The organism is Bifidobacterium subtile (genome assembly GCF_000741775.1).
Classification (GTDB): Bacteria; Actinomycetota; Actinomycetes; order Actinomycetales; family Bifidobacteriaceae; genus Bifidobacterium; species Bifidobacterium subtile.
Map to the genome: position 1 here is coordinate 33499 of NZ_JGZR01000011.1, position 25269 is coordinate 58767.

22 protein-coding genes are annotated in these 25269 nt (G+C 60.3%); 11 read left to right on the forward strand and 11 right to left on the reverse strand.

Annotation, left to right across the window (positions count from 1 at the left end; genetic code table 11):
- Positions 1-932 precede the first annotated feature (932 nt).
- Both BISU_RS09555 and BISU_RS09560 read left to right on the forward strand, forming a co-directional pair.
- Positions 933-1511, forward strand: coding sequence for a hypothetical protein (locus BISU_RS09555; protein WP_024463511.1), 579 nt, complete (start codon positions 933-935; stop codon positions 1509-1511).
- A 432-nt stretch (positions 1512-1943) separates the two neighbouring features.
- Complete coding sequence (locus BISU_RS09560; RefSeq protein ID WP_024463510.1) at positions 1944-3080, forward strand: glycerate kinase; 1137 nt, start codon at positions 1944-1946, stop codon at positions 3078-3080.
- Between the two features lie 21 nt (positions 3081-3101).
- On the opposite strand, the gene BISU_RS13245 is transcribed toward BISU_RS09560, so the two are convergent.
- The 6 genes from BISU_RS13245 to BISU_RS09585 all read right to left on the reverse strand — a co-directional run bounded on the left by BISU_RS13245 (position 3102) and on the right by BISU_RS09585 (position 9283).
- Positions 3102-3362, reverse strand: a complete 261-nt coding sequence (locus BISU_RS13245; protein WP_152599185.1) for a hypothetical protein — start codon at positions 3360-3362, stop codon at positions 3102-3104.
- Positions 3363-4649: an ATP-binding protein gene (locus BISU_RS09565; RefSeq protein ID WP_226839150.1), complete on the reverse strand. Its 1287-nt coding sequence runs from the start codon at positions 4647-4649 to the stop codon at positions 3363-3365.
- Positions 4650-4716: 67 nt separating this feature from the next.
- The gene (locus BISU_RS09570; protein WP_024463509.1) at positions 4717-5439 is read right to left on the reverse strand and encodes an aspartate/glutamate racemase family protein; all 723 of its coding nucleotides are present in this window, start codon (positions 5437-5439) and stop codon (positions 4717-4719) included.
- The gene (locus tag BISU_RS09575; RefSeq protein ID WP_024463508.1) at positions 5436-6680 is read right to left on the reverse strand and encodes a carboxylate--amine ligase; all 1245 of its coding nucleotides are present in this window, start codon (positions 6678-6680) and stop codon (positions 5436-5438) included. Before BISU_RS09575 ends, BISU_RS09570 begins: the two co-directional genes overlap by 4 nt.
- A 126-nt stretch (positions 6681-6806) precedes the next feature.
- On the reverse strand, positions 6807-8516 hold the full coding sequence (locus BISU_RS09580; protein ID WP_081672697.1) for a Mur ligase family protein: 1710 nt from the start codon (positions 8514-8516) through the stop codon (positions 6807-6809).
- A 14-nt stretch (positions 8517-8530) separates the two neighbouring features.
- Positions 8531-9283 (reverse strand): exonuclease domain-containing protein, encoded by a 753-nt coding sequence (locus tag BISU_RS09585; RefSeq protein ID WP_051246068.1) that lies wholly within the window; start codon positions 9281-9283, stop codon positions 8531-8533.
- A 148-nt stretch (positions 9284-9431) separates the two neighbouring features.
- On the opposite strand from BISU_RS09585, the gene BISU_RS09590 reads away from it, so the two are divergent.
- The 6 genes from BISU_RS09590 (at position 9432) to BISU_RS09615 (ending at position 13446) form a co-directional block, all read left to right on the forward strand.
- Entirely contained in the window at positions 9432-10190 is a 759-nt protein-coding gene (locus BISU_RS09590) for a sigma-70 family RNA polymerase sigma factor (RefSeq protein WP_161787744.1), read from the forward strand.
- Positions 10187-10525, forward strand: a complete 339-nt coding sequence (locus BISU_RS11720; protein ID WP_024463504.1) for a hypothetical protein — start codon at positions 10187-10189, stop codon at positions 10523-10525. Before BISU_RS09590 ends, BISU_RS11720 begins: the two co-directional genes overlap by 4 nt.
- A 182-nt stretch (positions 10526-10707) precedes the next feature.
- Positions 10708-11010 carry a YhbY family RNA-binding protein gene (locus tag BISU_RS09600; protein ID WP_024463503.1) on the forward strand — a complete coding sequence of 101 codons (303 nt, stop codon included), beginning with the start codon at positions 10708-10710 and terminating at the stop codon, positions 11008-11010.
- A 271-nt stretch (positions 11011-11281) separates the two neighbouring features.
- On the forward strand, positions 11282-11779 hold the full coding sequence (gene purE, locus BISU_RS09605) for a 5-(carboxyamino)imidazole ribonucleotide mutase (protein ID WP_024463502.1): 498 nt from the start codon (positions 11282-11284) through the stop codon (positions 11777-11779).
- A complete protein-coding gene (gene purK / locus BISU_RS09610; protein WP_024463501.1) occupies positions 11763-12935 on the forward strand; it encodes a 5-(carboxyamino)imidazole ribonucleotide synthase in 1173 nt (390 codons plus the stop codon). The genes purE and purK overlap by 17 nt, the downstream gene beginning before the upstream one ends.
- Before the next feature lie 88 nt (positions 12936-13023).
- Positions 13024-13446, forward strand: coding sequence for a Fur family transcriptional regulator (locus BISU_RS09615; protein WP_152599192.1), 423 nt, complete (start codon positions 13024-13026; stop codon positions 13444-13446).
- Here BISU_RS09615 and BISU_RS09620 read toward each other — a convergent pair.
- The 5 genes from BISU_RS09620 to purF form a co-directional block, all read right to left on the reverse strand.
- A complete protein-coding gene (locus BISU_RS09620; protein WP_024463499.1) occupies positions 13443-16106 on the reverse strand; it encodes a bifunctional lysylphosphatidylglycerol flippase/synthetase MprF in 2664 nt (887 codons plus the stop codon). The genes BISU_RS09615 and BISU_RS09620 overlap by 4 nt on opposite strands.
- Positions 16103-17623 (reverse strand): alpha/beta hydrolase, encoded by a 1521-nt coding sequence (locus BISU_RS09625; protein WP_024463498.1) that lies wholly within the window; start codon positions 17621-17623, stop codon positions 16103-16105. Before BISU_RS09625 ends, BISU_RS09620 begins: the two co-directional genes overlap by 4 nt.
- A 294-nt stretch (positions 17624-17917) precedes the next feature.
- Positions 17918-19216, reverse strand: a complete 1299-nt coding sequence (gene purD / locus BISU_RS09630) for a phosphoribosylamine--glycine ligase (RefSeq protein ID WP_024463497.1) — start codon at positions 19214-19216, stop codon at positions 17918-17920.
- Positions 19217-19409: 193 nt separating this feature from the next.
- Entirely contained in the window at positions 19410-20444 is a 1035-nt protein-coding gene (gene purM / locus BISU_RS09635) for a phosphoribosylformylglycinamidine cyclo-ligase (RefSeq protein WP_024463496.1), read from the reverse strand.
- 201 nt (positions 20445-20645) lie between these two features.
- Positions 20646-22163, reverse strand: a complete 1518-nt coding sequence (gene purF / locus BISU_RS09640; RefSeq protein ID WP_024463495.1) for an amidophosphoribosyltransferase — start codon at positions 22161-22163, stop codon at positions 20646-20648.
- Positions 22164-22519: 356 nt separating this feature from the next.
- Between purF and codA the strand changes: the two genes are divergently transcribed.
- From codA to BISU_RS12185, 3 genes are all read left to right on the forward strand, one after another.
- Positions 22520-23839: a cytosine deaminase gene (gene codA / locus BISU_RS09645; protein ID WP_024463494.1), complete on the forward strand. Its 1320-nt coding sequence runs from the start codon at positions 22520-22522 to the stop codon at positions 23837-23839.
- 122 nt (positions 23840-23961) lie between these two features.
- On the forward strand, positions 23962-24201 hold the full coding sequence (locus BISU_RS09650; protein WP_033502973.1) for a type II toxin-antitoxin system RelB/DinJ family antitoxin: 240 nt from the start codon (positions 23962-23964) through the stop codon (positions 24199-24201).
- 954 nt (positions 24202-25155) lie between these two features.
- Positions 25156-25269: helix-turn-helix domain-containing protein (locus tag BISU_RS12185; RefSeq protein ID WP_155803826.1), on the forward strand; the 114-nt coding region annotated here is incomplete at its 3' end.

Genomic DNA, 25269 nt, shown 5'->3' on the forward strand with positions numbered 1-25269 from the left:
TATGGCATCACCATGCGTGCTGATGGAGTGACAGCCGTCATGAGTCAGAAGCTTGAGCATCGGGGTGATGGCGTTGCGGGTTAATGGCGCTGCAGATGGGCTTCGTGGCCTTGGCGGCCGCTCACCTCAGCTACGGACAGCCCACAGGGCTGTCCGCTTAACGATTCGGCACTCTGACAGGCACTGACATACTCCGATAAATCAGGTGTCTAAGTATGGGGGTTATACGGCACAAGGCCCGCATGAGGTGCGAGTTAGTGCGGGGGTTGTGGTGGTTGTGTGTGCAAGCGTCGCCTTTTATACGCTAACTTGACGCTGGCGTACGAAACGTTACGAAATTGGCCGTTGCAACGTTGCGTTTTGTACGGCGGAGTCGAGCTAGCGTGCAAAAGGCGACGCTGAGCCGGGTGGTTGGTTTGCTGAGTCTTACGTATGTTTTTGCTGGGTGGAATTTGTATCGAGGTGTGGGGTAGTTTTGGGCATGTCGGACGGTGCTGCTTCGACTTCGTGTGATGACTGTACAGATAATAACGATAACGCCTGGCTGCAGGCTGCGGAGGCATCCCCAGCAAAGGCATAACCGTATTCCACGAACAAGTGCAATCACAGAAGAGAGAGAATCAATAGCGGTTGAAAGTGAAAGGGTGTCCCAAGATTATGACAATTCAACAGCCCAAGCAATTGTGTGCGCGAAGGAGGCGATCGGCGAAGTAATGAAGTGTATTTGGAATGACCTAAAAACCCGGCTCACCCCTTGGTGGAATCGGTCTCTGGTTCTTGGCGTAGTCCTTATGGTCATCTGCTTCATTTCCTTGATAGCGATAACGCCCTTTCCCAGTACGCAGGGGTAGCCTGTAACGGTGCTTGGGTGGGTAAACGCAATCGGGGTCATGTTGATTATATTTCGGCCTGTCAATAGCACAACAGGAAAGATGGCTTGGCTGTTGTGCGGGCATTTCCTATATCGGCTCTTATATCTACTGGCTATTGCGTATGATCTTATATTCTTTTGCCTGGCTGTGCAGCGAAGGCTAGGACAAAAGCATCCTGATCCCCAACTGAGTCTATTGCAGTTTGCCGCAATCATGTTCTGGGCATTACTGAACAATGTAGCGATACTGACTCGCGACGACTGGTACTACCGAAGGAAGCCGCGCCCCTTCAAAGATCCGAGTCATAGATGGCTGGAGCGTATGGCCTCGGCTCCACTTATGACGCTCATCTTCCTGATTCTATTCACCATCATCGTCTCATCGGGCCATATAGACGAGTTCAGCACGCTCTTCGGCTCGGTATGGGGGTTCGTCACGGTTACAACATCCGTGAAGATATGGGAGGAATGCTATAAAGATCAGACGGAGTCAGAAAAGATAAGCCTAGTAGGCGAAGAACGGTGGATGCCGTCCTTATCGGCGCCATCAACAGGGGATTGGTACATTATGATCAAGCAACCCGGTAACAATAATCCAGAAGATATATCCAAACAACCGCCACTGTCAATAAACAAATAAAAGAATGACTGTCTATTTAACGACCATGTAATAGACAAAAGCAGGGCTAGGTTGAGACTTGGTCCTGCTTTTCTTGTGTGTATACAACCGTTTATGAATCAACATCTGTTATTCGGTTTGGAACTATGCGTTTATAGGCATGTGGTGTGTATCTGGCGGACGGCTCGGCTTTGGCCTGATACGCCACAACGCTCGCATGATGATAAGGCATATGCGGGGGTTGTGATGTATGCGGGCGATTTTACGTCACAACTCCCGCACTAACGCGACCCTTGTGCGAGCATTGTGATGTAAAACTGTGCGGAAACGTCACGATTCCCGCATAGCCCTCGTAATTATGCGGGAATCGTGACGTACAACCGCAGGACATACATAATGCACTAGTGCTGAGGTTCTGATTTGTTTGCAGCAGCACGACGGAAGGGAACGAGCATGAAAATCGTTATTGCTCCTGACTCGTTCAAGGGGTCGCTCACTGCGCGGCAGGCGGCTGAGGCTATCAGGCTAGGCGTGCTTCGTGCGCAGCCTGGCGCCGAATGCGTCATGATACCTATGGCTGATGGCGGCGAAGGCACCGTGCAGTCCCTGGTTGACGCGACTGGTGGGCGAATCGTCAGCGCACGGGTGACCGGGCCGCTTGGCAATCCCGTCGACGCCGCCTATGGGTTGCTCGGCGACGGGCACACGGGCGTAATTGAGATGGCCGCCGCCAGCGGCATCCAGTTCGTCGACGCGCAGACCAGAAATCCGCTGACTGCAACGACCTATGGCTCAGGGGAGCTGATGCTCGACGCGTTCGACCACGGCGTCGATACGCTCATCATCGGGCTCGGCGGCAGCGCTACCAACGATGGCGGGGCGGGCATGGCTCAGGCGCTGGGTGTTCGCTTGCTGGACGGCGAAGGTAATCCGTTGCTTTATGGTGGGGCGGCGCTCGCCAATCTCAAGACCATCGATTGCTCGCATATTGATCCAAGACTCAGCGAAATCACCATCGATTTGGCTTCCGACGTGACCAATCCGCTCACCGGCGAACGCGGGGCCTCGCATGTTTTCGGTCCGCAGAAAGGTGCCACGCCAGAGATGGTCGAACGGCTGGATGCAAGTCTGGCTCATTATGCGCGCATAATCCGCGAGCGGACCGGGCGCGATGTCGAGCAGCTTCCAGGCGCGGGTGCCGCCGGAGGACTGGGTGCCGGATTCCTCGCTTTCACGAATGCTACGATGCGGTCCGGTGTGGGCCTCGTCGTGGACGCCACTGGGCTGAAATCCAAGGCTGTCGGAGCGCAGTACTGTATCACCGGCGAAGGCGGTATCGACTTCCAGACGCGCTACGGCAAAACGCCAGTCGGTGTGGCACAGGCGGTGAAAGAGGTTGCGTTAGACTGCACGATAGTCGCGCTGGCCGGCAACGTCGGCAAAGGAATCGAACAACTCTACGATTCGGGCATCGACGCCATCTTCGGCATCCTGCCCGGCGCATGCACGCTCGAAGAAGCCATCACTCCGGAACAGGCGCAGGCCAATCTGTCGAGAACCGCCGAAAACGCCGCGCGGCTGTTTGTGTAATTGTTTTATATTCTTACTTTTTCAGCGTTCATCGTCGGTAGGCTTCTTGCCGAGAGCGCCGGGAAGTACGTACCGTGTGTTCGGACCAGCTCCGACTCTTTGAATTAAACCGAGTTCAAAAAGTTCTCTGAGCACGTCTTGTGCACGGCGGCGGCGTGTGCCCAGACTCCGAATCACATCAGAGGTACTGATATGTGATTGCCGATGCAGCAGATCAATGACGGCGCGTTGCTGATCAGTCAAAAGTTGCGGTTTGATGGCATCATTTTCAGAATCGCGCACTTATCGCGCACTTTGCGTGCGCTCTTCATCGCTATCGCGCACTTCTCGCGCACTCGTCGCGAACTTTTCATCAGCATCCCGCACTAATCCCGCACCGTCCTCATCACCACCCTGCTCCGGCTGCCGATAGATGTTGATACGCAGTTCAGTGTCGCCGCCGAGGAATTCGGGTGTCGCGAGCCCTGCGTCCTGGACTTGCGTGAGGATGCGGGGGATGCCGCTGCCCCAATGCTCGATGAAGCCCATGTATTCGAATGCCGTGGCCAGAGCCCCGTTGCGGATTTTGGAATATCCCTGCTTCATCTTTTCGATGGTCTGGCCGAGCGGCAGACGGCCCGGCGAAGTGATTTCCAAGCGGTTGTCGTAGATGGCGACCTGCACGCTGGAATGGTCGATATAGCTGCGATGAACGAGCGCGTTGACAATCAGCTCGCGAATCGCATCCGGCGGGATTTCATAGACATCCTTGCGATACACGCCTTGGAATCGCGCCCCCAAATGGATGTTTCTGAGCACGTATTGATAGGCCTGCTCGATCAACTCCTGAGGAGAGCCGGTGAAGGTGCGGCGATCCACGAAAATCGCCTTCGTATCGCCTTTGAACACGCCGCATTGCACGGCGAAATTCAGCGGTTCGCTGCCGGAAAGGATCGCATAGGCGTTCGTCGCGACAAGGACTCCATGACGCTCTGCGAGCACGCCCCATGACCTGAGCTGCTGCGATGTTACCGGCCTTACCTTTTCGGGATCGTCGGCGTTGCTTCGGGCGGCATCCGTCAGCGATGCGCACAGCGCCGTGATGTCATACTCGGTGATGGACAGGTCGAGGCAGGGCTCCTTGTCGAAGCTGCGGTTGCTGCCTTCGAACATGAGTTCCTTGATGGTAGGGGCGTCGGCCAGCCTCGTGGTGCCGGACACGCGCACGAAGGTGCCTTGGTCTCGGCCTAACGACTTGATGTAATACGGCCGTTGCGGCCCCGGCATGATGGTGGCGACGATGACGGTTTTGCCATCCAAGGTCTGCATGGCGATGTCCGGGATGATGAGCGGCTCGCAGCTGTCTGCAATCGCGTTGGAGATGGAGTCCATGACCGAAAACACTGTGCTGTCAGGAATTCCGGCCACGCGAAGCGTCTTGTCTTCGATGCCGAACAAGATGCGCCCGCCTTGGCCGTTGGCGAAGGCGGGCGCCGTTTTGGTGTAATTGATGCTGCGAGCCGGCACGGCAATCTTGAACTCAAGGTTCTTGGATTCACCGGATTGCAAGTCTTCAATATGCATAGCCATATCGCCTCCCTGCCGGTCCAGTGTTTTCCAGTGTTGCCAGTCTTTCCAGTGTTCGCCAGTGTAGCAGCTACAGCAGCGCCTTGGCTCTTGCCACGGTCTCTTCGGCCAGCACTTCCTGCGCGTCGATGATGGGCAGCTCGGGCAGCGGGAACGCCTCATTAAACACGGAGAGCTCGGTACATCCCAGGATGACCGCGTTGCAGCGGTATGGTCCACTCGCGTCGAGAAACTCGTCGATGACGCCGCGATACAGCGGCTTGCTCAGCGGCAGCCCGCCTTTGACCTGCGTGTAGATCAGCGTGTCGATGCGCTGCTGCAAGTCCTCATGCGGCTTGACATAGGCGTATCCGGCCGACTCCACTTCGCCGCGGTAGATGCCCGCAGAGCAGGAACCGCGCGTGCCCATGAAGCCCACACGCGGATGGTCGCGCACGGGGTAGCGCTGCACCATGTGCGCCACGGCGAGCTTGGGCATGTGCAGAATCGGCACGCTGGCGCGCGACTGCAGCTCATCGAAGAAATAGTGCTCCGTGTTGCACGGCAGCGTGATGAAGCTGGCGCCGATTGCGTTGGCCTTGTCGATGTCGTCGAACAGCGCGGGCACGGGGCTTTCGTCGCTCTCTCCCATGATGAAGGCGGTGCGGTCCGGCACGCCAGCGTCGTTGAACACCACGTAGTCCAGATATTCCTGATCGGTATGCGCGTGCGTGAGCTGATCGACCAGGCGGATGTAGCTTTCCGTGGCGAGCGTGCCCATGCCGCCGAGCACGGCGAAGAAGGGACGTCTCATGCTAGGTCCTCCTTATGGCTGAAGTACTGCGCGTAGCGCTTCTTGTAGATCGAGAACATGTGGCGGATCATCAGCCAGCGCGTCGGGTTCATATCCTTGCGGTATTCGAGGGTCGTGCCCCAGTCGCCGCGCTTGATCATCACAAGTCCGCGCCGTTTGTCCTCGCTGTCGCGCACGTAATCGCGGAAGATCGAGCGGGGTATCTCCATCCAGAGCTTCGAGCCGTGCGCGAGCAGCGGCTGAGCATCGAAGGCGGTGTCCTCGACTAGGTCCTCGACGAAGTAGCGCGCCAGATTGCAGCCGTTGAGCGTGACGAAGTAGCTGCTGCGGCCCTGCCGCAGATTGATCTCGAAGAGCTTGTACTCGCCGTCGCGCTCGTCGTATTTCATATCGAAGTTCGCGACGCCCTGATAGCCGATGTCCTCAAGGAAATCCTTGATGAGCAGCATGATAGGCTCGTTGTAGTCGGGGATGATGGCCGCATAGTTGCCCACGGCTTCGGGCGTGGGGTCTTCGAGCAGCGGGTGGCCGAGGAACATCATGCGCACGCGGTGATGCTGGTCGACGTACGCATTGAGCACGCGCATGCGGCTGTCGTCGCCGGGGATGAAGTCCTGGATGATCATGTCGCCGGTGTATCCGGCCTCGTAGGACCGCCGAATCAGCGTGTCGAGCTCGTCCGGATCGTTGATGACGAAGGCCTTCTTGCGGCCGGGGAAGTCGATATCGAGCCACAGCGCGCTATCCGCAGGCTTCATGGCGACCGGGTAATCGAAGGGCAGCTCGCGATAGTCGCCGCGCGACATGCCTTCGGCGGACACGACCTTCGTGGCCGGATGCGGCAGCTCGTATTGCTCGCAGGTCTCGTAGAAGCTCGATTTGAGGCTCAGCCGTCGGTTGAGCGCCTGGTCGAGCGTGTTGAAGACGAAGTATTCGTGCAGTTCGCTGCCGCATTGGCTCAGCAGATTCGCGTAGAGGTCGCCGCACGGTATCACCAGCAGCGTCGTGTCCGGGCGTTGCTCCTTCATGCGCCTGCCGTAATCCAGCAAGGTGGCGCGGAAGGTTTCCGGCTCGCCAAAACCGGGGACGATATGCATGTCGAGAATATGACTGAACTTGGTCGGCGAGAGCTGGAAATGCGCGAACGCCGTGGATACGAGCCCGTATTCCTCATGGAAGGCTCGCGCCATGCCGTAAGCATTGATGTCGCTGCCCAGCAGAATCGGTTGGAATTGCTTCATGCCGTTACCTTACCTCGGGGGCCGCGCATGCCGCTCGCGTGCCGGCTGACTGCACAGTAGCTGCATGTGCGGCTACTGTGCAGGCCCCGTGTTTGTGTTTGCTCTTGTGTCTGTTTCAGTGCTAGCTCAGCGATTGTCGGCGTCAATGACGCCACTGGTGTCGCTGACGGTGTTGACAGCGTTGCCGGCCGATTGCGCGAACAATCGAGTGATCACCGCAGCGTCGCCGGGGTAGGCGACCGGCTTGCCGTTGATGGTATTGGCGGTCTCGTTGCCTTTGCCGATCAGCATGAGAATATTGAGCCGGTCCGGGTGCTCGCGGGCGTCCTGCAGCGCAGCGCCGACCGCCTGCTCGCGGTCGACGACGATGCGCGTCGTGGCCTGCGGATCGGTCACATAGGAGCGCATCTGCCTGGCGATTTCCTCGGGGTCCTCGCGGTCCGGGTCGTCGGTGGTGAACACGAAGGATTCGGCCCGGCCCAGCGCGCCTTTGACGATGCCCTCGCGCCGGTCCAGCGCCTTGCCGCCAGTGGAGCCGGCGACCACGACGATGCGCGGGTCGCGGCCGGCGTATTGCCGTTCAACCTCGTCGATCAGCGTTTTGGTGCTCAGATAGTTATGCGCGAAATCGACATACGCGACGATGCCGTCGCTGCTGACAAAGCGCTCCATGCGCCCCGGCACCTGCACGCCATTGACGGCCTGCAGCGCCGTGCTGCTAGGACTCACTCCAGCTTCGAGCGCGATGGTGATGGCCGCCAGGGCATTGGCGATGTTGAACTCGCCGCGCATAGACAGCTGGAAATCTTGCACCTGTTCGCCGTGGACGAGCACGCTGAATGCCCCGGGATTCGCGTCGTCATCCACGGCCACGACATCGGCCGGCGTCGAGAGTCCAGCGGACCGATCGTGCAGCGCGAACGAGGTGACGGCGATGCCTTGCGCGGCCGCATCCTCGCGCAGCAGCTCGGCATGGTCGCAGTCGGCGCCGAGCACAAGCGTGCGGCTGTTGGCCACCAGTTGCCGCTTGCAATGGAAATAGTCCTCGAAGGTCGGGTGCTCGATGGGGCTGATATGGTCCGGGCTGATGTTCAGGAATGCGCCGACATCGAAGGTCAGACCGAACACGCGATTGCGCTTGTAGGCCTGCGACGAGACCTCCGTGACGAAATAGCGCATGCCATGATCCGCAGCCTCATGCATCATGCGGAACAGATTCAGCGATTCCGGCGTTGTCAGATGCGAAGGCTCGAAGTGCTGCCCGTCTAGGCAGCGGGCGAGCGAGGAGGACAGGGCGGCCTTGCCATGCGACGCGGCGCTCAGAATCGCATGCGCGAAATACGCCGTGGTCGTCTTGCCTTTGGTGCCGGTGATGCCGATCAGCGTCATGCGCTCCTGCGGCCGGTCGTAGAACTCCGCAGCAAGCAGGCTCATGGCCTGCTGCACGTTGCTCACGATGATGCCAGGCGCATCGGTGTGGGCTGAGTAGTCGGTTTCGGCCACGTAGCAGCGCAGCGTCTGGGCGGGGATGGCTTCAAAGAATTCGGGGCGGAACTGCCCTTTGATAAACAGCAGCGTGCCGGGCCTGACCTCGCGCGTGTCATAGGTAACCGCGTCGAAGGGCGTGTCGGCGTCCGGAATCCCTTGGGCGTCCAAGGTCCAGCGTTCGCCGTGGATAATCTCGTGCAGCAGGTGGTGCCGCTGCAGTATGGCGACGGCTGCGGCCGGAGTCAGTTCAGACGCCGGCGAGGAAGGCCGTGACGAAGACAATGCAGCGGAAGACGACGCGGAGGAAGGTAATGAAGATGAGGATAACGAGGAACGGTCTGCGGACATTCGGCTAGTCTCCCTTACAGCCAGGTATCGCGCACGGGCTGGCGGCCCTTGCGTTCCAGCCAGGCATTGAAATTGTCGCGCCATGCGGCGTGCGCGTTGCGCTGCCAATCCATCAGTTCCGCGAGCGTGAGATGGCCGACCTGCGGGTAGAGTGTGCTGATCGGCGCGATGAGGTCGACGGCGGCGGTGGTGTCGGCGGTGGCATCATGGAAGTCGCCGTGCGGGTCGACGCCATAGTATTCGGTCGTGTATTCCAAAGTGCGTTTGCCCGAGCGCTTCGAAATCGCCCGGTCGATGACCAGCGGGTCCACGACGAGCAGTCCGCTGGGCAAGGTTGTGAGCTTCCAGCGGCGCAGGTCGCCTTCGAGCATGCGCACATCGAAGGGCGCGTTATAGGCCAGCAGCGGGATGCGCTTGGATTGCGCGGTTTCGATGAGCTGCGCGATGCGCGCGATGGCCTCTTGAGGCTCTTCGCCGTGCTCGGCCAGGAATTCGTCGGTGAAGCCGTTCACCGCGCTCGCACGAGGATTCATCGGCCGATGCGGATTGATGACCCATTCGCCCACGGTGTCGCCCGCGTACCCGGCGCTCGGGTCGCGCAGCACCAGCGTGGCGGAGACGATGGCATCGCGGCCGGCGTAGGTTCCTGTGGTTTCGGTGTCGAAGCCGAGCAGCAGCGAATCGGGGAGCGCAGTGTCCTTGCTCTGCTCGGGGGCCGCCGACAATGCGGCGTCAAGTGCGTCAGAAGAAGCGGTCATGAGAGCCATTGTGCGCCAGCAAACCGACAAAGCAGCGCGCTGGCGAATCGGCAGGCGGCGTATCCGTCAGCGTGTCACAAGCTCCGACATGCCCCCGTCAAACGCCGCGTAGCGGGTGCCTAGAATGGTGTGCGTGACGAACGAGCAGACCGAGACCATGGCGCACAAGCGAGCGCGCTTCGAGGAACTTGCCATGCCCGCCGTCAATGCGCTGTATCGTCAGGCGATGAAGCTGACCAACAATCCCGAGGATGCGCAGGATCTGGTGCAGGACACTTATGAGCGCGGGTTCAAGGCCTTCGACAGCTTCCAGCCAGGCAGCAATTTCGAGGCGTGGATGATCACGATCGAACGCAACGCCTACTTCAACCAGTATGCGAAGGCGAAGCGCCGGCCGAAGCGCGCCAACGATTCGACCGGCGAATACGACGACTGGGACATCTATTCGGCCGCCGAGCATTCCTCGGAAGGCCTGCGCTCCGCCGAACAGGAGTACCTCGACAACTTCGCCCCCGATGAGATCCTCAGAGCCTTCGACAAGCTCAGCCCCGAACGTCGGCAGGTGTTCATCGACACGGCGATCGACGGCAAGTCCTACCAGCAGGTGGCCGACGAGCAAGGCATCAAGATCGGCACGGTGATGAGCCGGCTCAACCGCGCCCGCAACCAGCTCAAACGCGAACTGGCGACATATGCGAGCGAACGTGGGTATGGCGGCAGTGGCGGCACGCGCGGGCGGCTGGCGAGTTCACCATCCGCGAACCCAGAGGTGGGCCAGAGCAGCCATAATGGGGGAAACGATGCTTCGCCAATCGTGGATGTCATGAGCCGCCACGCTGTGGGGAGCCGCGTTGCGGACGACCAAGCTGTAGACGACCAAGCCGTAGAAGGCGCTGTGGAAAAGGAGCAGGCATGAGCGAGTCGATGGGCCATCGCCATATCCGTATCACACGGAGCTCCGGCTTGGGCGTGACGCGCACCGAGGTGGAGATCACCACCGACGAACTTGCCGAAGAGCGCATTATATCGCCGAATCTGTACTCGCATGATCACAGCAGCCAGCATGTTCATGACAGCGGGGAGTGCTTCGACACCTCCTGCTGCGACGCGCGCGAGAAGGCGCTGATTCGTTCGCTGCGTGCCTATCTTCGCCCGCAGATCGCTCCCGATTGCCTCATCACACGACTCAATCAGGCGTTGGACCACTACTGCGAGGTGAACCTACCCGACAGGCGCAGCGACGCGCAATAGTGAACGGAGTGCCGACTCGCGCTTTTCGGCGATGACATAAAGTGCGATCCATCGCGGACATGGGATGCAGTACAATCAATATTCCGTGAATAGGCGGCCTGATTGCCGCTTGCAGATGCGTGAATTTGGAATCATGCCGGTTCTATAACACCGGGGTAATGACTTGGAGAGATGAGAGACGTATGACATTAGACAAGAAGCAAATCAAGCAGCTGCGCTCGCTGGCGAACACGCTGCAGCCGCTGCTGTGGATCGGTAAAGGCGGCGTGAATGAGGCCTCGGCGGCGCAGGCCGCCGAGACGCTCGACTCCCATGAACTCATCAAATGCGTGGTGCAGGATGGCTGCCCCGTCGACGCGCATGAGGCGGGGGAGGATTTGGCTGGGCGTCTTGGAGCCGAGCTCGTCCAGGTCATCGGCCATCGTTTCGTGCTGTTTCGGCGCAGCGACAAGGAAGGCGTCAAACACGTCGAATTAGTGCGGTAACGCTCCGTGGAGGCGATTGCCTCCCGTACCTTACTCGCACTTTTTATACTGGGCCGAAAAAGTGTGAGGAAAAATGAACATCTCATGTTCGATTTCTGTGAGCCGGAGTATTGAGTCTCTACCATTTATACGGTTCAAAGGTAATACTCGTATTGGTCGTTTGACTCACACTTTTTTCGGTAGCATCGATACAGTGTGAGCCGTAACGCCTTATTTCCGTTCGGTTGCGTACAGTGGGTCATGTTGTGACCAGTAGATTTGGAGGTTCCTTATGCCAGAGCGCACCCCGCAAGTGGCGGTGATCATGGGATCGGCGAGCGATTGGGAGACGATGAAGCATGCCTGCGACATCCTCGATCGTTTCGATGTGCCGTACTTCAAGCAGGTGATATCCGCGCACCGCACGCCCGAATTGATGGCCGAGTTCGCGAACGGCGCCCGCGCCAAGGGCTTCAAGGTCATCATCGCCGGAGCTGGCGGGGCCGCCCATTTGCCCGGCATGGTCGCCGCGCAGACCACGCTGCCGGTCATCGGCGTGCCGGTGCAATCGCACGCGCTGTCCGGCTGGGACTCGCTGCTCTCCATCGTCCAGATGCCGGCTGGCATCCCGGTGGCGACCACGGCGATCGGCAAATCGGGTGCCAGCAACGCGGGCCTGCTCGCGGCGAGCATGCTGAGCACGAATGACGAGCGGCTGGCCGGTGCGCTGCACGACTACCGCGAAGAGCTCAAAGATTCGGTGGAGGCCTCGAATGCCAAGCTTGTCTGAGGAAACGAACGGGAAAATCTCCCAGCTGATGCCGGGCGCGACCATCGGCATCATCGGCGGCGGCCAGCTCGGCCAGATGATGGCCATATCCGCCAAATACCACGGGTTCCGCGTGGGCACGCTCGACCCGACGCCCGACTGCCCGGTCGCGCAGGTGGCTGATTTCCAGATCGTCGCCGAATACGACGACAAAACGGCAATTCATGAGTTGGCTGAGCGCAGCGACGTGCTCACCTACGAGTTCGAGAATGTGGACGCCGATGCCATCGATGAGGTGCGCGACTTGGCCGCAGTGCCGCAGGGCACCGATCTGCTGCGCGTGACGCAGGATCGCGTGCATGAGAAGCAGTTCATCAACGATCATGGCACGCCGACGGCCCCATGGAAGTCCGTGGACGACGCCGGTGGCTTGCGCGAGGCAATCCGGGAGATCGGTTACCCGGCAGTGCTCAAAACCCGCTGCGGTGGCTATGACGGCCACGGCCAGGATGTGCTGCGGGGCGACGACGACTTGGACCGCGTGCTTGCCCGGGCGCAGGAGGAGGGAAGCTTCCCCGCCTCGATCCTCGAAGGCTTCGTCGATTTCGCTTTCGAAGCTTCGATTCTGGTGTCGGGCAACGGCACGGACTTGGTGACTTTCCCGATCGTGCACAATGAGCATCGGAACAACATCCTGCATCTGACGATCGCCCCGGCGCAAGTCGAGCCGCGCATCGAGCGCGAGGCGCATGAGCTCGCCGTGCGACTGGCGAAGGGCTTCGAGCTGGCGGGAACGCTGGCCATCGAGCTGTTCATCACCAAGGACGGCCGCGTGGTGGTCAACGAACTGGCGCCGAGGCCGCATAATTCCGGCCATTACACGATCGAGGCCTGCTCGCTCGACCAGTTCGATGCGCATGTCCGTGGCATCGTCGGCTGGCCGCTCGAACAGCCGCGACTGCTCAGCCCTGCGGTCATGGTCAACGTGCTCGGCCAGCACGTCGCCCCCACGCGTGCGCTGATTGCAGAGCATCCCGAGTGGAACGTCCATGATTACGGCAAGGCCGAAATCAAACACGATCGCAAGATGGGGCATATTACGGTTCTGACCGACAATACGGCGGCGACGGTTGACGCTCTGGAAGAAACCGGTTGCTGGAACGATCTGAACGACTAGAATCCGCTATAACCGGCGGCTTCGAATGAGGCGACGTGTTGATGAAGTGTGATGCGATGACGATATACGAGGAGATGGCGGCGTGGCGATGGCTGTGAGAAAACCGGTGGAACGGCACACCAAGCAGAAGGATGCCGTGCTGCAGGCATTGCGCGGGTGCGAGGACTTCGTCTCCGCGCAGGATTTGCACCGCCAGCTCGCCGAGCAGGGGGAGCGCATCGGGCTCGCCACCGTCTACCGCCAGCTCAACGGTCTTGCTGCCAACGGGAGGGCGGACACGATTCGCCTCAACGAACAGCAGATGTTCCGCATCTGCGACGAGCGCGGGCATCATCATCATCTGGTATGCGAGCAGTGCGGCAGAACCGTGGAAATCGATCCGCCGGACGAGCAATGGCTGCGCAGAGTGGCGCAGGAGCACGGCTACACGGTCAGCTCGCATACGCTTGAAGTATTTGGACTATGCCCCGAGTGCCAGGAGAACCCGGAGCGGGAGTCGAATGATCTCTAGGCCCGCATCGTTCTGAGCATCTCGGCGATCTGCGAGGCCTTGAGTTCGGGCACATAGGCGCTGACTACGGCGAGTCCGATCTGCGCGAGTTTGGCGGGGTCCGGATAGCACAAATAGATTGGCGCCTCTTCAGGCTGGAACTTGCGCTTGAAGAAGAACAGCGACTTGAATCCATAAGCCGGTTCCAGCATGTCGGCGACGATCTGCATCGCATGCTCGATGACTTCCGCGTCAGCCGTGCCCTGCGTGCCATCGCCGCCCAATCCGGCCAAAGGGGCCGCGGACAGGCTCATGAACTCCACGGCGTGCTCCGGGTCGGCCTCGCCCTCGTCGCGCAGCCGCTCGGCCATGCGCGCGATGAGGAACTCCATGATGCCGTTAGGGGAATCGGTGCGATGGCGCATGAAATCCAGCGTCCAGCCGACGACGCGACCACCTCGGTAGGTCGGCATCCAACTGGTGACGCCCTGCACCACGCCATCGGCATCAATCGCATAGAGCAGTGCAACCCGTTCGTCGCGCAGCTCTTCGACGCCGCCCAGCGTGAACTTCATCTCGGGCAGCGCCTTGAGCTGCGCCCACTGTTCGGAGATGTCGATGATCTGCTGCTGGATCGACCATCCCGCGCCATCGAAGGTCGTGAGCACGTCGGTGATGCCGCCGCGTTTCGCCTTATTGATGGCGGTGCGGATGTCCTGCCATTTCTTGCCCTTGGTCTGCCACTGCCGGGGGATCACGATCATCTCGGTGCCCACGTTCATGCAGGAGCACCCGAGAGTCTCCAACTGCGCGCGCATCTCCTCGTGCACGGCGTAGAAGGCCGGAGACCATGAGCGGCTGTAGCAGAAGCGAATGAACTCGCGCAGCGAGGAGGCATATTCGCTCGGGTCGCCAAAAGGCCCGGTTACTGTCAATGCCACGCCATGGAGCACGCGGTAGGCGATGGCGTTGCGTCCGCTGGCGGAGAACCAGTATTCGTTGCCTTCCCAGGTGGTCATGAAGCTCATCGACTCGCCATCCTGCTCGACCAGAGTGCCGGCGGCCTTCCTGCCGTGGCCTGAGGAGTCAGTGGAATCACGAAACCACAGGAGGAACACCACGAGCATGATCAGCCAGAACGCGACCGCCAAGAGCTGCGCAAGCAGGCTCATCGCCGGAGTGCGGGGATGAAGGGTCGGAGAGACGCGCCCGGCGAATCCCACCGGCAGGAACCGGTGCAGGATATCCAACAGCAGCGTCGAAAGCCTGGCCTTGGGAGTGAAGTCATGAGGATGCGATGCGCCAGCGAAGATGTATACGAGTCCTGCAGCGATGGTGCCTGCGGCGACAGCAGCGCAGCCACGTATGATTCGGCGTCTTGGCGTCGCCACGGGGAAGTGAGCCAGATTGCGTGCGATTGCGATGGCCAGAATCAGCGGCGGCAGCGTGGTGACGATGAAGTCCGGCATCAGCGCATAGTGGTGCCTCGCCGTATCGTCGGCGAGATTGAGCACCAGTGGGAACACCAGATAGTCGATGAGCGCGAATAGGGCCGTCGCGGTGTTGAACAGGATGCTGGTCCAGGCGGCGAGCTTTCTTCCGCGATACAATCCCCAAGCCACGGTCGCCAGTGCGGCGACGGGCAGCAGCACTCTGATCCATAAGACCAGCAACGCCGCATGATGCACGCCGGCCAAGGCGATGCAGTTGCTCGCCGAGTGCCGTCCGTCGCAGACGTTCATCAGCGTGGTGTTGTCGAAGCCGTCGCTCATGAACAGTCCCAGATCGGTCAGAATGCCGGCGTGGACGTGCGAGGTGATGGCCAGAACCGGTCCAACGGCCAGAATGAGCTGTATTGCCGCCAGCAGCCTGCGCATCTCGTAGTCCGTGCCGCGCCACCACTGGGTGCGAGTGTCGTCGTCGGCATGCTCGGCCGGGGACATGGACTGGGCGGTGCGCCGGTCGTATCGACGCAGAATCCGCCCGGTGACGTGCCCTAGCATCACCACCGCCAGCGTGCAGTAATCGCCGGGATTGCCGCTGAAAAGCAGTCCTGCGCTGACGAAGGCATAGCACAACAGCGTGATTCGGCGCCTCCACAGTGCCGAGGTGAAGGCGCTTGCCGCCATGATCACCCCGGCCACCAGAATGAAGGGCGAAAGCGTGACCGCGACGCGTCGCAGCCAGATCCAGTCCACAAACGGCCGGTTGATGACTACGCACAGGGCTAGGCCAAGCGCAATCCCCGCTATGGTATTGACCACCAGCAGCATCGCCGTTCTCGCCACGCCGAAGCGGGATTGGGCGAATCCTATGCCGCCGAGCAGCAGCGCCGCAAAAAGCAGCAGCGCGACCGGGGCATGCACGAAGAATGCGGATTCGAGCAGATGCGTGAACTGGACGAACAGCAGGCTCTGCGGCTCAGGCGATCCGCCGCCTGGCTGAGAAGCGCCTGGTCTTGGCCCGCTCAGGAGACGCATGATGCTAAGCGATGGCGTCGTAGCCGCAGCGCTGATATGACGCACGGCAAGCCATATCCAGCGCACGATATTGGCGATGACGAACAGGCCGGTGACGATGACGGCGAACAGATGATCGGAGAGCCAGGCGCGCAGATCGGCGACCAGCGGTGCCCAGCTGTAATGCCTAGGTGCACGTTTGGATGCGATAGTGTCGTTCATCTCAGTCCTCTTTGGTTGTCAGCGGTATGTGTGGGATCGCCATGCGTTTCGGCGTGATCTGCCTCGATGCGATCCGTGATGGGGCGGACTGCGCCGGTGCCGTGCGCGGCAGCGCGTTCGGTTTCAGTGCGGCCAAGGACCTTCGGAATCGGTTGGAGGTCGACCACCTTGATATCGCCGTATGCGCTCAGGGGGGTGACTTGCGTTCCCAAGCCGGTCTGCTTGCAGAAGCGTTCCAGGGTCGGTCGCAAGCCGGCTTGGACGGCATGCCAGTCATGCCCCGAATTGAGTGCTGTCACCGCCGTGACCTGCATGCCGGCCTTGACGGCCGCCTTGCCTATTGCCAGCTGATTGCGCTGCGAGGCCACATCCCATGAGCCCGCGACGGAGAACAGCGTCTGTTTGCTCGGCGCATGCCGCGCGATGATATGCGTCGGCACATGGCGCTCATAGGCATGCTCGTTTCCGGCGAAGTAGCGTTCGATGGTATCGGCTTTGGTATGGTCCGTAGGTTCGAGCTCTCCGTCAGCGGCAAAGATATGGCCATATATCTCTGGATGAGCCGGTCCCAGCTGTGTGCTGCAGGTGCCGCCCTGGGAGAAGCCTCCGATAAGCCACTGGTTCGGGGTTGCGGCGACCGGCAGGTTCTTCTTGACCCAATTGGTCACGTCCACCGTCAGATAGGTCTCCGCATTGCCGTACACCGGCGTGTCGGCGCATAGGGAATTATGGGTCGCGGCCCCGTTCTGGTCGGGGGAGACCACGATAGGCGCCAATCCGTGATGGGAGGAGGCATAGGCATCGAGCATGCCGGAGATCTGGCTGGCGTCGAAGAAACGGTCGGGGCTGCCCGGCTGCCCGGCGAGCATGATCATCACAGGCAGTCTCGGCGGGCGCTTGCTCAAGGCAGCCGGAGGCAGGTAGACGTCGGTCGTGCGGGCTGCGAATCCGGAAATCGTGGGAGGAATCGTGACCTGATTGATCTCGCCTTGCTTGGGCATGGCGGGCGCATGTCCGTCTTTCACCAACTGTCGCCATTCATCGACGCTTATGGTGCCGTTGCGGTCGTCGACGGTTTTGTCGTCCAGATGCCGGTAGGTCGGCGCGTTCAGCAGCGAACCGACGGTGGTGTATTCGCCGTAGACCATATCGACCTGCAGCGCGCAGCTTGCGATGATGAGAGGTATCATCACGGCGGCGAGTATGCGCCTGGCGCGATGCGAATCGGCAATGGCTGTGATGAGCAGGCAAATCAGCGCAATGGCTATGGTGATTTCCGTTATGACCAGCCATCCGAGGCTGACGCCGAACACCAGCCAAATGTCGGAAAGCAGCCATATCAATACGAATCCGCCAACCGCTCCGGCCAGCGCCGCTGCGAATTCCCGCCGCAGGCCTTTGCGCCTTCCGTTGGCAGGCTTCATCAGGAGTACGGCGACAAAGCCGATGGCTGTGATGGCGAACAGGCAGATCGGCAGCCAGCCGGTCAGCAGATGTATGCGCATGAAAGCGTTCATCACGCCCCTTCCCGCCGCCGGCATGTTAGCTCCGGTATGGCATTATTACATACGACCGAGTGCTGATACTAGTCCTTCGCGAGCGGATATGTGCTCATCCATCAGGATGAGCACATACAATTCGTGCGAAGGAAGACTGCGGAGATGCAAGATGGTGGAACGCGATGGGAGGGGCCGGTCAATGGGGCGTCAGAGACAGCGTATCGGAATTCTGGAGTGCAATGCGCTGGGATCGCAGCGTGTCAGGGGTGCGTGAGCGGCTGCGGTCGCTGCAACGGTCGCAGGCGCAGCGACCTAGCGGTTCAACGCCTTCGCGCCGATGTCGTGGCGGTAGAACATGCCAGTGGTATCCAGCGAGTCCAGCAGTTCGTAGACCTGTTGCTGCGCGGAGGCGATGTCGCCGGCGGTGGATTCCACCAGCAGGACGCGGCCGGAATCAGAGACCAGGTTGGATATGGGCGAATCCGCGGAATCGGACTGCCCGTCCGCGTTCCTGACTCCTGCGTAGAAGACATGGATATTGTCGCTGTCGGGAATTACTGGAATCGCAGCTCCGGTGACGGTCGCATCCGGGTAGCCGTTCGAAGCCAGGATGACGCCTACGGTGGCGTTGTCATGGGCCCAGTCGAACCGCGGCGTTTCGCCGTTGAGCATCGCGCTGATGCCGGCTCCCAGGTCCGAGGTGAGCCGGGGGAGGATGACCTCGGTTTCGGGGTCGCCGAAGCGCGCGTTGAACTCGATGACCTTCGGACCGTCAGCCGTGGCGATCAGGCCGGCGTACAGGATGCCTGTGAACGGCGTGCCCTCTTCGCTCATAGCCGCCAAGGTCGGGCGGATGATGGCGTTGATGGCTTCATCGATGACGTCTTGGCCGATCTGCGGAACGGGGCTGTACGCGCCCATGCCGCCCGTATTCGGGCCCTTGTCGCCGTCATAGGCGCGCTTGTGGTCCTGCGAGATGGGCATCGGCCAGAAATCAGTGCCGCTCGCGAAGCACATCAGCGAGAACTCCTGTCCTTCCAGGAAGTCCTCGATCACGACCTTGGCGCCCGCCTGGCCGAAGCGATGATCGACGAAGATGTCGTCCAGCGCCCGCAACGCAGTGTCCTCGTCCATAGCCACGGTCACGCCCTTGCCCGCAGCCAGGCCGTCGGCCTTGACGACGATGGGGGCGCCATGCTCGCGCACATAGCGCTGCGAGCTTTCCAAATCGGTGAAGACCTGATAGGCGGCCGTCGGAATGCCGTGGCGCTCCATGAGCTGCTTGGCGAAATCCTTCGAGCCTTCGATCTGCGCGGCGGCCTTGTCAGGGCCGAAGGCCTTGATGCCGGCGGCGGCGAAATCGTCGACGATGCCTTCGATCAGCGGCACTTCAGGGCCGACGAACACCCAGTCGTATTGGTTGTCCTTGACGAAGTCGATAAGCGCCGCGTGGTTCGCAGGGCTCAGCCGCGTGGTCCGGATGCCGTCGGCCTCCATGCCGGGATTGCCTGGTGCGACGGTCACCTCCTGCACGCTGTCGCCGCGAAGCAGGGTGTGCGCGATCGCGTGCTCGCGTGCGCCCGAACCAATGACCAGAACCTTCATGCCCATATCAACGCTCCTTGATTCCTATGATGGTGATGTCTTATCGTTTGCCGTCCGACTTTGTCGCAGATCGTATGCGACGCCGCCTGATAACGGATTGCTGATTTCCGTTCTACCGCTACCGTGTTGCTGTTGCTGTTGCTGTTGCTGCTATCGCTGGCCGCAGGTGCCGTCTCTACTGTAGGCCCCGCGGCAGAAACTACCGCAGCTCGACGTCGGCGTCGCCGCGCTTGACGATTTCGCCGATGACCTTGCCGTCCTCGCCCACGGAACGCAGCAGATCCAGCGTCTCGTCGGCGCGACTCGAATCGACGGCGAGCACCATGCCGATGCCCATGTTGAACACGTTGAACATCTCCTCGTGGTCGATGCCGCCGGCGTGCTCGATGACGTCGAAAATCGGCGGGATATCCCAGCTGCCGAGCGCGATGCGGGCGGCCAGGCCGTCCGGGATCATGCGCGGGATGTTCTCGATGAAGCCGCCGCCGGTGATATGCGCCACGCCTTTGACGAGGCCGGCCTTGAACAGCGGCTGCAACGCCTTGACGTAGATCTTCGTCGGGGTGAGCAGTACGGCGCCCAGTGTTTCGCCGTCCAGCTCGTCGAGCGTGGTGTCGACGCTGTAGCCCGCCTGCTCGAACAGCGCCTTGCGTATCAGCGAGAAGCCGTTGGAGTGTACGCCGGTCGAGGGCAGCCCGATAAGCGTATCGCCCTGCGCGATGCTGGAGCCGTCGACGATGGCCGACCTCTCCGCCACGCCGACCGTGAAGCCGGCCAGATCGTATTCGTCCGCATCATACATGCCGGGCATCTCGGCGGTCTCGCCGCCGATGAGTGCGCAGCCAGCCTGCACGCAGCCGTCGGCCACGCCGGCGACGACCTGCTCAAGCAGCGCCGGATCGTTGACGCCGCAGGCGATGTAGTCGAGGAAGAACAGCGGTTCGGCGCCCTGCGCGGCGATGTCGTTGATGCACATGGCGACGCAGTCGATGCCGATCGTGTCGTGCTTGCCGGCCATCTTCGCCACCATGAGCTTGGTGCCGACGCCGTCGGTGCCCGAAACGAGCATCGGTTCGCGGTAGCCTAGCGAAGCGAGGTCGAAGAGGCCGCCGAAGCCGCCGATGCCGCCCACGACTCCAGAGCGCTTCGTGCGCTCGACGTGCGAGGCGATGCGGCGGACGACTTCGTAGCCGGCTTCGACGCTGACCCCGGCGTGTTCATAGGCTTGTGGCATGAGAGACCTTTCCTTCGGTGTGCTGTTGGTGTGTTTTGATGTGCTGCTTGGTTCAGCGGGTTGATATTGAGGAGTTTGTGCTGAGCGATGATGGCGGACGATGCTTTTGAGTGCAGCCGTGCTGTGTCTGCTGAGCATTGCGGGTTGCTGAGTGCTGCAGCCACGCAGTGCAATCGCAGGCACGGCAGGACGCTATGCCGTTTAGGCCGTCGGCCCGTAGGCCGGCTGAACCCGGTATTCGTTGTCGGCGTAACGGCTGGTCTCGCGAGCGTATTCGGTCAGCCGCGTGCGATCGTCGGGGGTGAGCGAGCGCAGGAAATCACGTTCGTAATCGTCCAGCGCAGTGGGGTAGTCGCCGTTGAAATAGGCCACGCACAGCCCGCCATAAGGAGCGTCCTCGTGCATGCCGATTGAGTCCACCAGCCCGTCGAGGCTGAGGAACCCCAAGGAATCAGCGCCGATGTAGTCGCGCATTTCATCAACTGACTTCTTGGCCGCGATGAGTTCCTTGGTCGTGGAGATGTCGATGCCGTAGAAGCAGGGGTATTTGAGCGGCGGCGAGCTGATGAGCATATGCACTTCGGCTGCTCCAGCCTCGCGCAGCAGACGCACGATGCGCTTCGAAGTGGTGCCGCGCACGATCGAGTCGTCGATGATGGCGACCTTCTTGCCCTCGACCACGCCGCGCACGGCCGAAAGCTTCATACGCACGCCCTGCTCGCGCAGCTCCTGAGTCGGCTGGATGAAGGTGCGGGCCACATACTGGTTCTTGATGAGCCCCATTTCATTGGGCAGCCCGCTCTCCTCGGCATAGCCGGAGGCGGCGGAGAGCGAGGAGTTCGGCACGCCGATCACCATGTCGGCGTCCACCGGATGCTCCTGCGCAAGCCGCTTGCCCATGCGCTTGCGGGCCGAATGGACGTTGATGCCGTAGATGTTGGAATCCGGCCTGGCGAAGTAAATGAACTCCATGGAGCAGATGGCCAGCTGCGTCTTGTCGGTGTATTGCTCGATTCGGTAGCCGCTGTCATCCACGATGATGATCTCGCCGGGGCCGATATTGCGTACGAGCTGCGCGCCCACGGTGTCCAGCGCGCAGGTCTCCGAGGCGAGCACATAGGCGCCGTTCGTCATGCGGCCCAGCGACAGCGGCCTGAAACCATTGGGGTCCAGTGCTCCGATAAGCGCATGCTCGGTCATGAGCAGGTAGGCGAAGCCGCCATGGACGATGTTCAGCGATTCCTTGAGCTGGCCCATGAAGTCGGATTGCGACGATCTGCGGATCAGATGCATGAGCACTTCGGTGTCGGAATCCGAGCGGAAAATCGCGCCCTCGTCTTCCAACTCGGTGCGCAGCGAAACGCAGTTCGTCAGATTGCCGTTATGGCACAGCGCCACATCGCCGTCATGGAAGCGGAAGAGGAAGGGCTGGATGTTGTCCACGCTTTTCGAGCCGGCCGTGGCGTAACGCACATGGCCCACCGCGTGCTCACCCGAAAGCCGGGAGAATTCCTGTTCGTCGGAGAAGACCTGGGTGAGCAGGCCCAGACCGCGATGTCCGATGAGTCGGCCGTGATCGTTCGTGACGATGCCGGCCCCCTCTTGGCCACGGTGCTGCAGCGCGTGCAGACCGAAGTAGGTCAAACGAGCGGCGTCGGGATGGCCCCAGACGCCGAAAAGACCGCATTCCTCATGGATGTCCTCAAGTTCAGCCGACAAACCAGATCCCCTTTCGCGAGGCAGGGAGATAGAGAAGACGTGTTTACGGATTCACCCTACCAATCGCAGGCTACATCGGCGTGACGCGGGCGGGGTTAGGCGTGTGGAGGGCAGACAGCGAGTTGCACATGAAGGGCGGTGTTGCTATGTGGCAAAATAGTAAACCGAACGTGTTCTTCTGCTTGTTATGCTCGTCAATAGAACTCATAGACCACAATGGCGGATGTATGGTCACAGGTGTGCTAAACACTGACGAAATCGGGGCCTGTACGAAGTTTGGTGCCGACAGGTGGCGGTGGGCGGCATGTCTGCGCGGAGTGTTGCAAGATGTTGAAATAAGATAAAAGGACTCGATCATGATTATTCGCAATGTGCATGTGGAGAACGACGAAGCGACGAGCACTGTGCGCATCGAGCATGGGGTGTTTGTGCAGATAAGCGGTGATACGGCTGGCTTGGGTGCTGACGGCAGCGCACCTGACAGCGACAGCGAGGGAGATGGCGCATTCGACTGCAACGGCAGAGCCGCGAAGCCTCAGCCCCAGCCGGGCGAAACCGTGGTCGACGGGCAGGGCGGCGTGCTGCTGCCGCCTTTTGTGGACCCGCATGTGCATCTTGACGCCGCGCTGACGGCCGGGGACCCGGAGTGGAACGAGACCGGAACGCTGTTCGACGGCATCCGCATCTGGTCCGAGCGCAAGAAAAGCCTGACCATTGCCGATGCCAAGGATCGCGCGCGGCGCACCATCGACATGATGGTGCGGCACGGCATCCAGCACATCCGTAGCCATGTGGATGTCACCGACCCCGACTTGGTCGCGCTGCACGCGCTGCTGGAGCTGAAAGCGGAGGTCGAACCGTATGCGGATCTGCAGATCGTCGCGTTCCCGCAGGAGGGGATTCTCTCATATCCCAACGGCAAGGAGCTCATGCGGCAGGCCATCAACGAAGGCGCGGACGTGGTCGGTGGCATTCCGCATTTCGAATTCACACGTGATTATGGCGTGGAATCCCTGAAATTCCTGATCGATCTGGCGGTGAAGAACGACCGCCTGGTCGACGTCCACTGCGATGAGATCGACGACCCGGCCTCGCGGAATCTGGAAGTGCTGGCCACGCTGGCGCTGGAGAACGGCATCGGAGAGCGCGTCACCGCAAGCCACACCACGGCTATGGGCTCCTACAACGACGCGTACACGTACAAGCTGTTCCGCCTGCTGAAAATGTCAGGCATCAGCTTCGTCTCGAATCCACTCGTGAACATGCATCTGGGCGGGCGCTTCGACACGTATCCCAAGCGCCGCGGCCTGACGCGAGTCAAGGAGCTGGACGCGGACGGCATCAATGCGGCTTTCGGCGAAGACGACATCCGTGATCCGTGGAGCCCGCTTGGCGCGGGGAACATGCTCGACGTGGTGCGCATGGGCGTCTATGCGGCACAGCTCATGGGATACAGCCAGATCATGGACTCCTACAAATATGTCACGTACAACGGAGCCAAGGCGCTGCATATCACCGATCGTTACGGCATTGAAGTCAGTAAGCCGGCGAACTGTATCATCCTGAACGCCCCGAACTTCTACGAGGCGCTCAACGAGAACGCTGAAGTGCTCTGCAGCATCCGCGCCGGCAAGGTCATCGTCTCCACCCAGCCCCACGTGACGACGGTGTACTGAGCATCATACTGAGCGCTATATCGGTGCGGGTGAAATATGAGCTGCGTATGAATAAATATCTCCGAATCCGGTTGAAATTGATATAAAATATTATCAAAATGATTAAAGGAGATATTATAAGCATGCAAATTGCTACCCGTGTTGACGATAATCAGGCGGCTTTGTTCAGGGAGACTACCAAGCGTCTGGGCACTACGCCGGCCGACGCGCTGCGCATGTTCATCAACGCTTTCAACGAATATCGGGGCTTTCCTTATGAGGTGAGGCTCGCGCGTGAGGAACTGGAGCCTTTTCCTTCCGAAAGCGAGGCTACGGATTATGCCAGCCGGCTTGCACTGAGGCTGTCCGATGAAACGCGGTGAAATTTGGACGCTGCAGGCTGACGGGTATGCGAGCAAGTGATGACGCCATGAAAGAAGTCGATCGGGGACTCGTGCGGATGCTGGGGCTGTCCTAAAGTTCCAAGCTGAATGCAATAAGGCTTTAATAGATATTTTTTGCGTTTGAGTATGCGCGACGGAAGTTCTCATTGCTGTGCCGGTGCCCAAGGTGGATTAATATTGCCTTAATATGGCCTCCTGATTACAATTCGCAGTTCACAATCACGTATCTCGCTTATGTGAGGCGTTATTGGGGTGTTGCAGAGGTCTATCTGCGTTGTGTGAGGCGTTATTTCGAAGAGGCCTGAGTATCAGGCGTTCCAAAACCGCCGTTTACGGCCAGCGATACTCGGGGTACCAAGGAATTAGCGCCTCACACAACGCAGATAGCCCTGGGCAAGGCCAAGTTAACGCCTCACATAACGAAGATACGTTCATAACTGGCCAATTTTCATACGCCGAAATCCAAAGACGGGCAAACTATATGCAACACGACACGAGAAAACCACACGCCTTGCGGTGAGTTCTGCATAGATGCTGAGAAGTTTGTCTTTTTCTCTGAGCAGCTCTCGTATGCGTTCTCCCCTCTCTTTGCTTACGAAAGGGAGGAGGGATGCGGTCCGACCCGCAGAGAAATCATCTGCAGGTTGGACCGCGAGGACGAATGCCGTGCTCAATGGCTGCGGTGCAGGCACAGCGCGGCGAGCAGCCCGAGCGCGGACAGCACGGCGGAGAGCACGAGCACGGAGCCGAACCCAGCGGCGAAGGTGCCGGCGGCGAGGCGGAAGGCGATGACTGTTTTGGTTCAATTGTTTTTTGTGGTTTTGGTCAGGTAGTTTTTTCGGGTTTGGGCGTGGGGCATGCTGACCATAGTCGGGCTGTACCTTGGTAGTGCTTCGTTATCTATCGAGGAGGGCCGGAAAGGCAATGATCAACATGTCCAGAATCAATTCTATCCGTCGTCGGCGCAGGGAGGGCGAGTCCATCGCTTCGATCGCGCGCGCCGAAGGCGTCAGCGAGCCGACGGTGCGCAAGTATCTGAAGGTCGAT

Coding starts and splice junctions, on each gene's coding strand:
- BISU_RS09555 (WP_024463511.1), top strand. CDS start 933: ATGGCTTGGCTGTTGTGCGGGCATTTCCTATATCGGCTCTTATATCTA.
- BISU_RS09560 (WP_024463510.1), top strand. CDS start 1,944: ATGAAAATCGTTATTGCTCCTGACTCGTTCAAGGGGTCGCTCACTGCG.
- BISU_RS09565 (WP_226839150.1), bottom strand. CDS start 4,649: ATGGCTATGCATATTGAAGACTTGCAATCCGGTGAATCCAAGAACCTT.
- BISU_RS09570 (WP_024463509.1), bottom strand. CDS start 5,439: ATGAGACGTCCCTTCTTCGCCGTGCTCGGCGGCATGGGCACGCTCGCC.
- BISU_RS09575 (WP_024463508.1), bottom strand. CDS start 6,680: ATGAAGCAATTCCAACCGATTCTGCTGGGCAGCGACATCAATGCTTAC.
- BISU_RS09580 (WP_081672697.1), bottom strand. CDS start 8,516: ATGTCCGCAGACCGTTCCTCGTTATCCTCATCTTCATTACCTTCCTCC.
- BISU_RS09585 (WP_051246068.1), bottom strand. CDS start 9,283: ATGGCTCTCATGACCGCTTCTTCTGACGCACTTGACGCCGCATTGTCG.
- BISU_RS09590 (WP_161787744.1), top strand. CDS start 9,432: ATGGCGCACAAGCGAGCGCGCTTCGAGGAACTTGCCATGCCCGCCGTC.
- BISU_RS11720 (WP_024463504.1), top strand. CDS start 10,187: ATGAGCGAGTCGATGGGCCATCGCCATATCCGTATCACACGGAGCTCC.
- BISU_RS09600 (WP_024463503.1), top strand. CDS start 10,708: ATGACATTAGACAAGAAGCAAATCAAGCAGCTGCGCTCGCTGGCGAAC.
- purE (WP_024463502.1), top strand. CDS start 11,282: ATGCCAGAGCGCACCCCGCAAGTGGCGGTGATCATGGGATCGGCGAGC.
- purK (WP_024463501.1), top strand. CDS start 11,763: ATGCCAAGCTTGTCTGAGGAAACGAACGGGAAAATCTCCCAGCTGATG.
- BISU_RS09615 (WP_152599192.1), top strand. CDS start 13,024: ATGGCTGTGAGAAAACCGGTGGAACGGCACACCAAGCAGAAGGATGCC.
- BISU_RS09620 (WP_024463499.1), bottom strand. CDS start 16,106: ATGAACGACACTATCGCATCCAAACGTGCACCTAGGCATTACAGCTGG.
- BISU_RS09625 (WP_024463498.1), bottom strand. CDS start 17,623: ATGAACGCTTTCATGCGCATACATCTGCTGACCGGCTGGCTGCCGATC.
- purD (WP_024463497.1), bottom strand. CDS start 19,216: ATGGGCATGAAGGTTCTGGTCATTGGTTCGGGCGCACGCGAGCACGCG.
- purM (WP_024463496.1), bottom strand. CDS start 20,444: ATGCCACAAGCCTATGAACACGCCGGGGTCAGCGTCGAAGCCGGCTAC.
- codA (WP_024463494.1), top strand. CDS start 22,520: ATGATTATTCGCAATGTGCATGTGGAGAACGACGAAGCGACGAGCACT.
- BISU_RS09650 (WP_033502973.1), top strand. CDS start 23,962: ATGCAAATTGCTACCCGTGTTGACGATAATCAGGCGGCTTTGTTCAGG.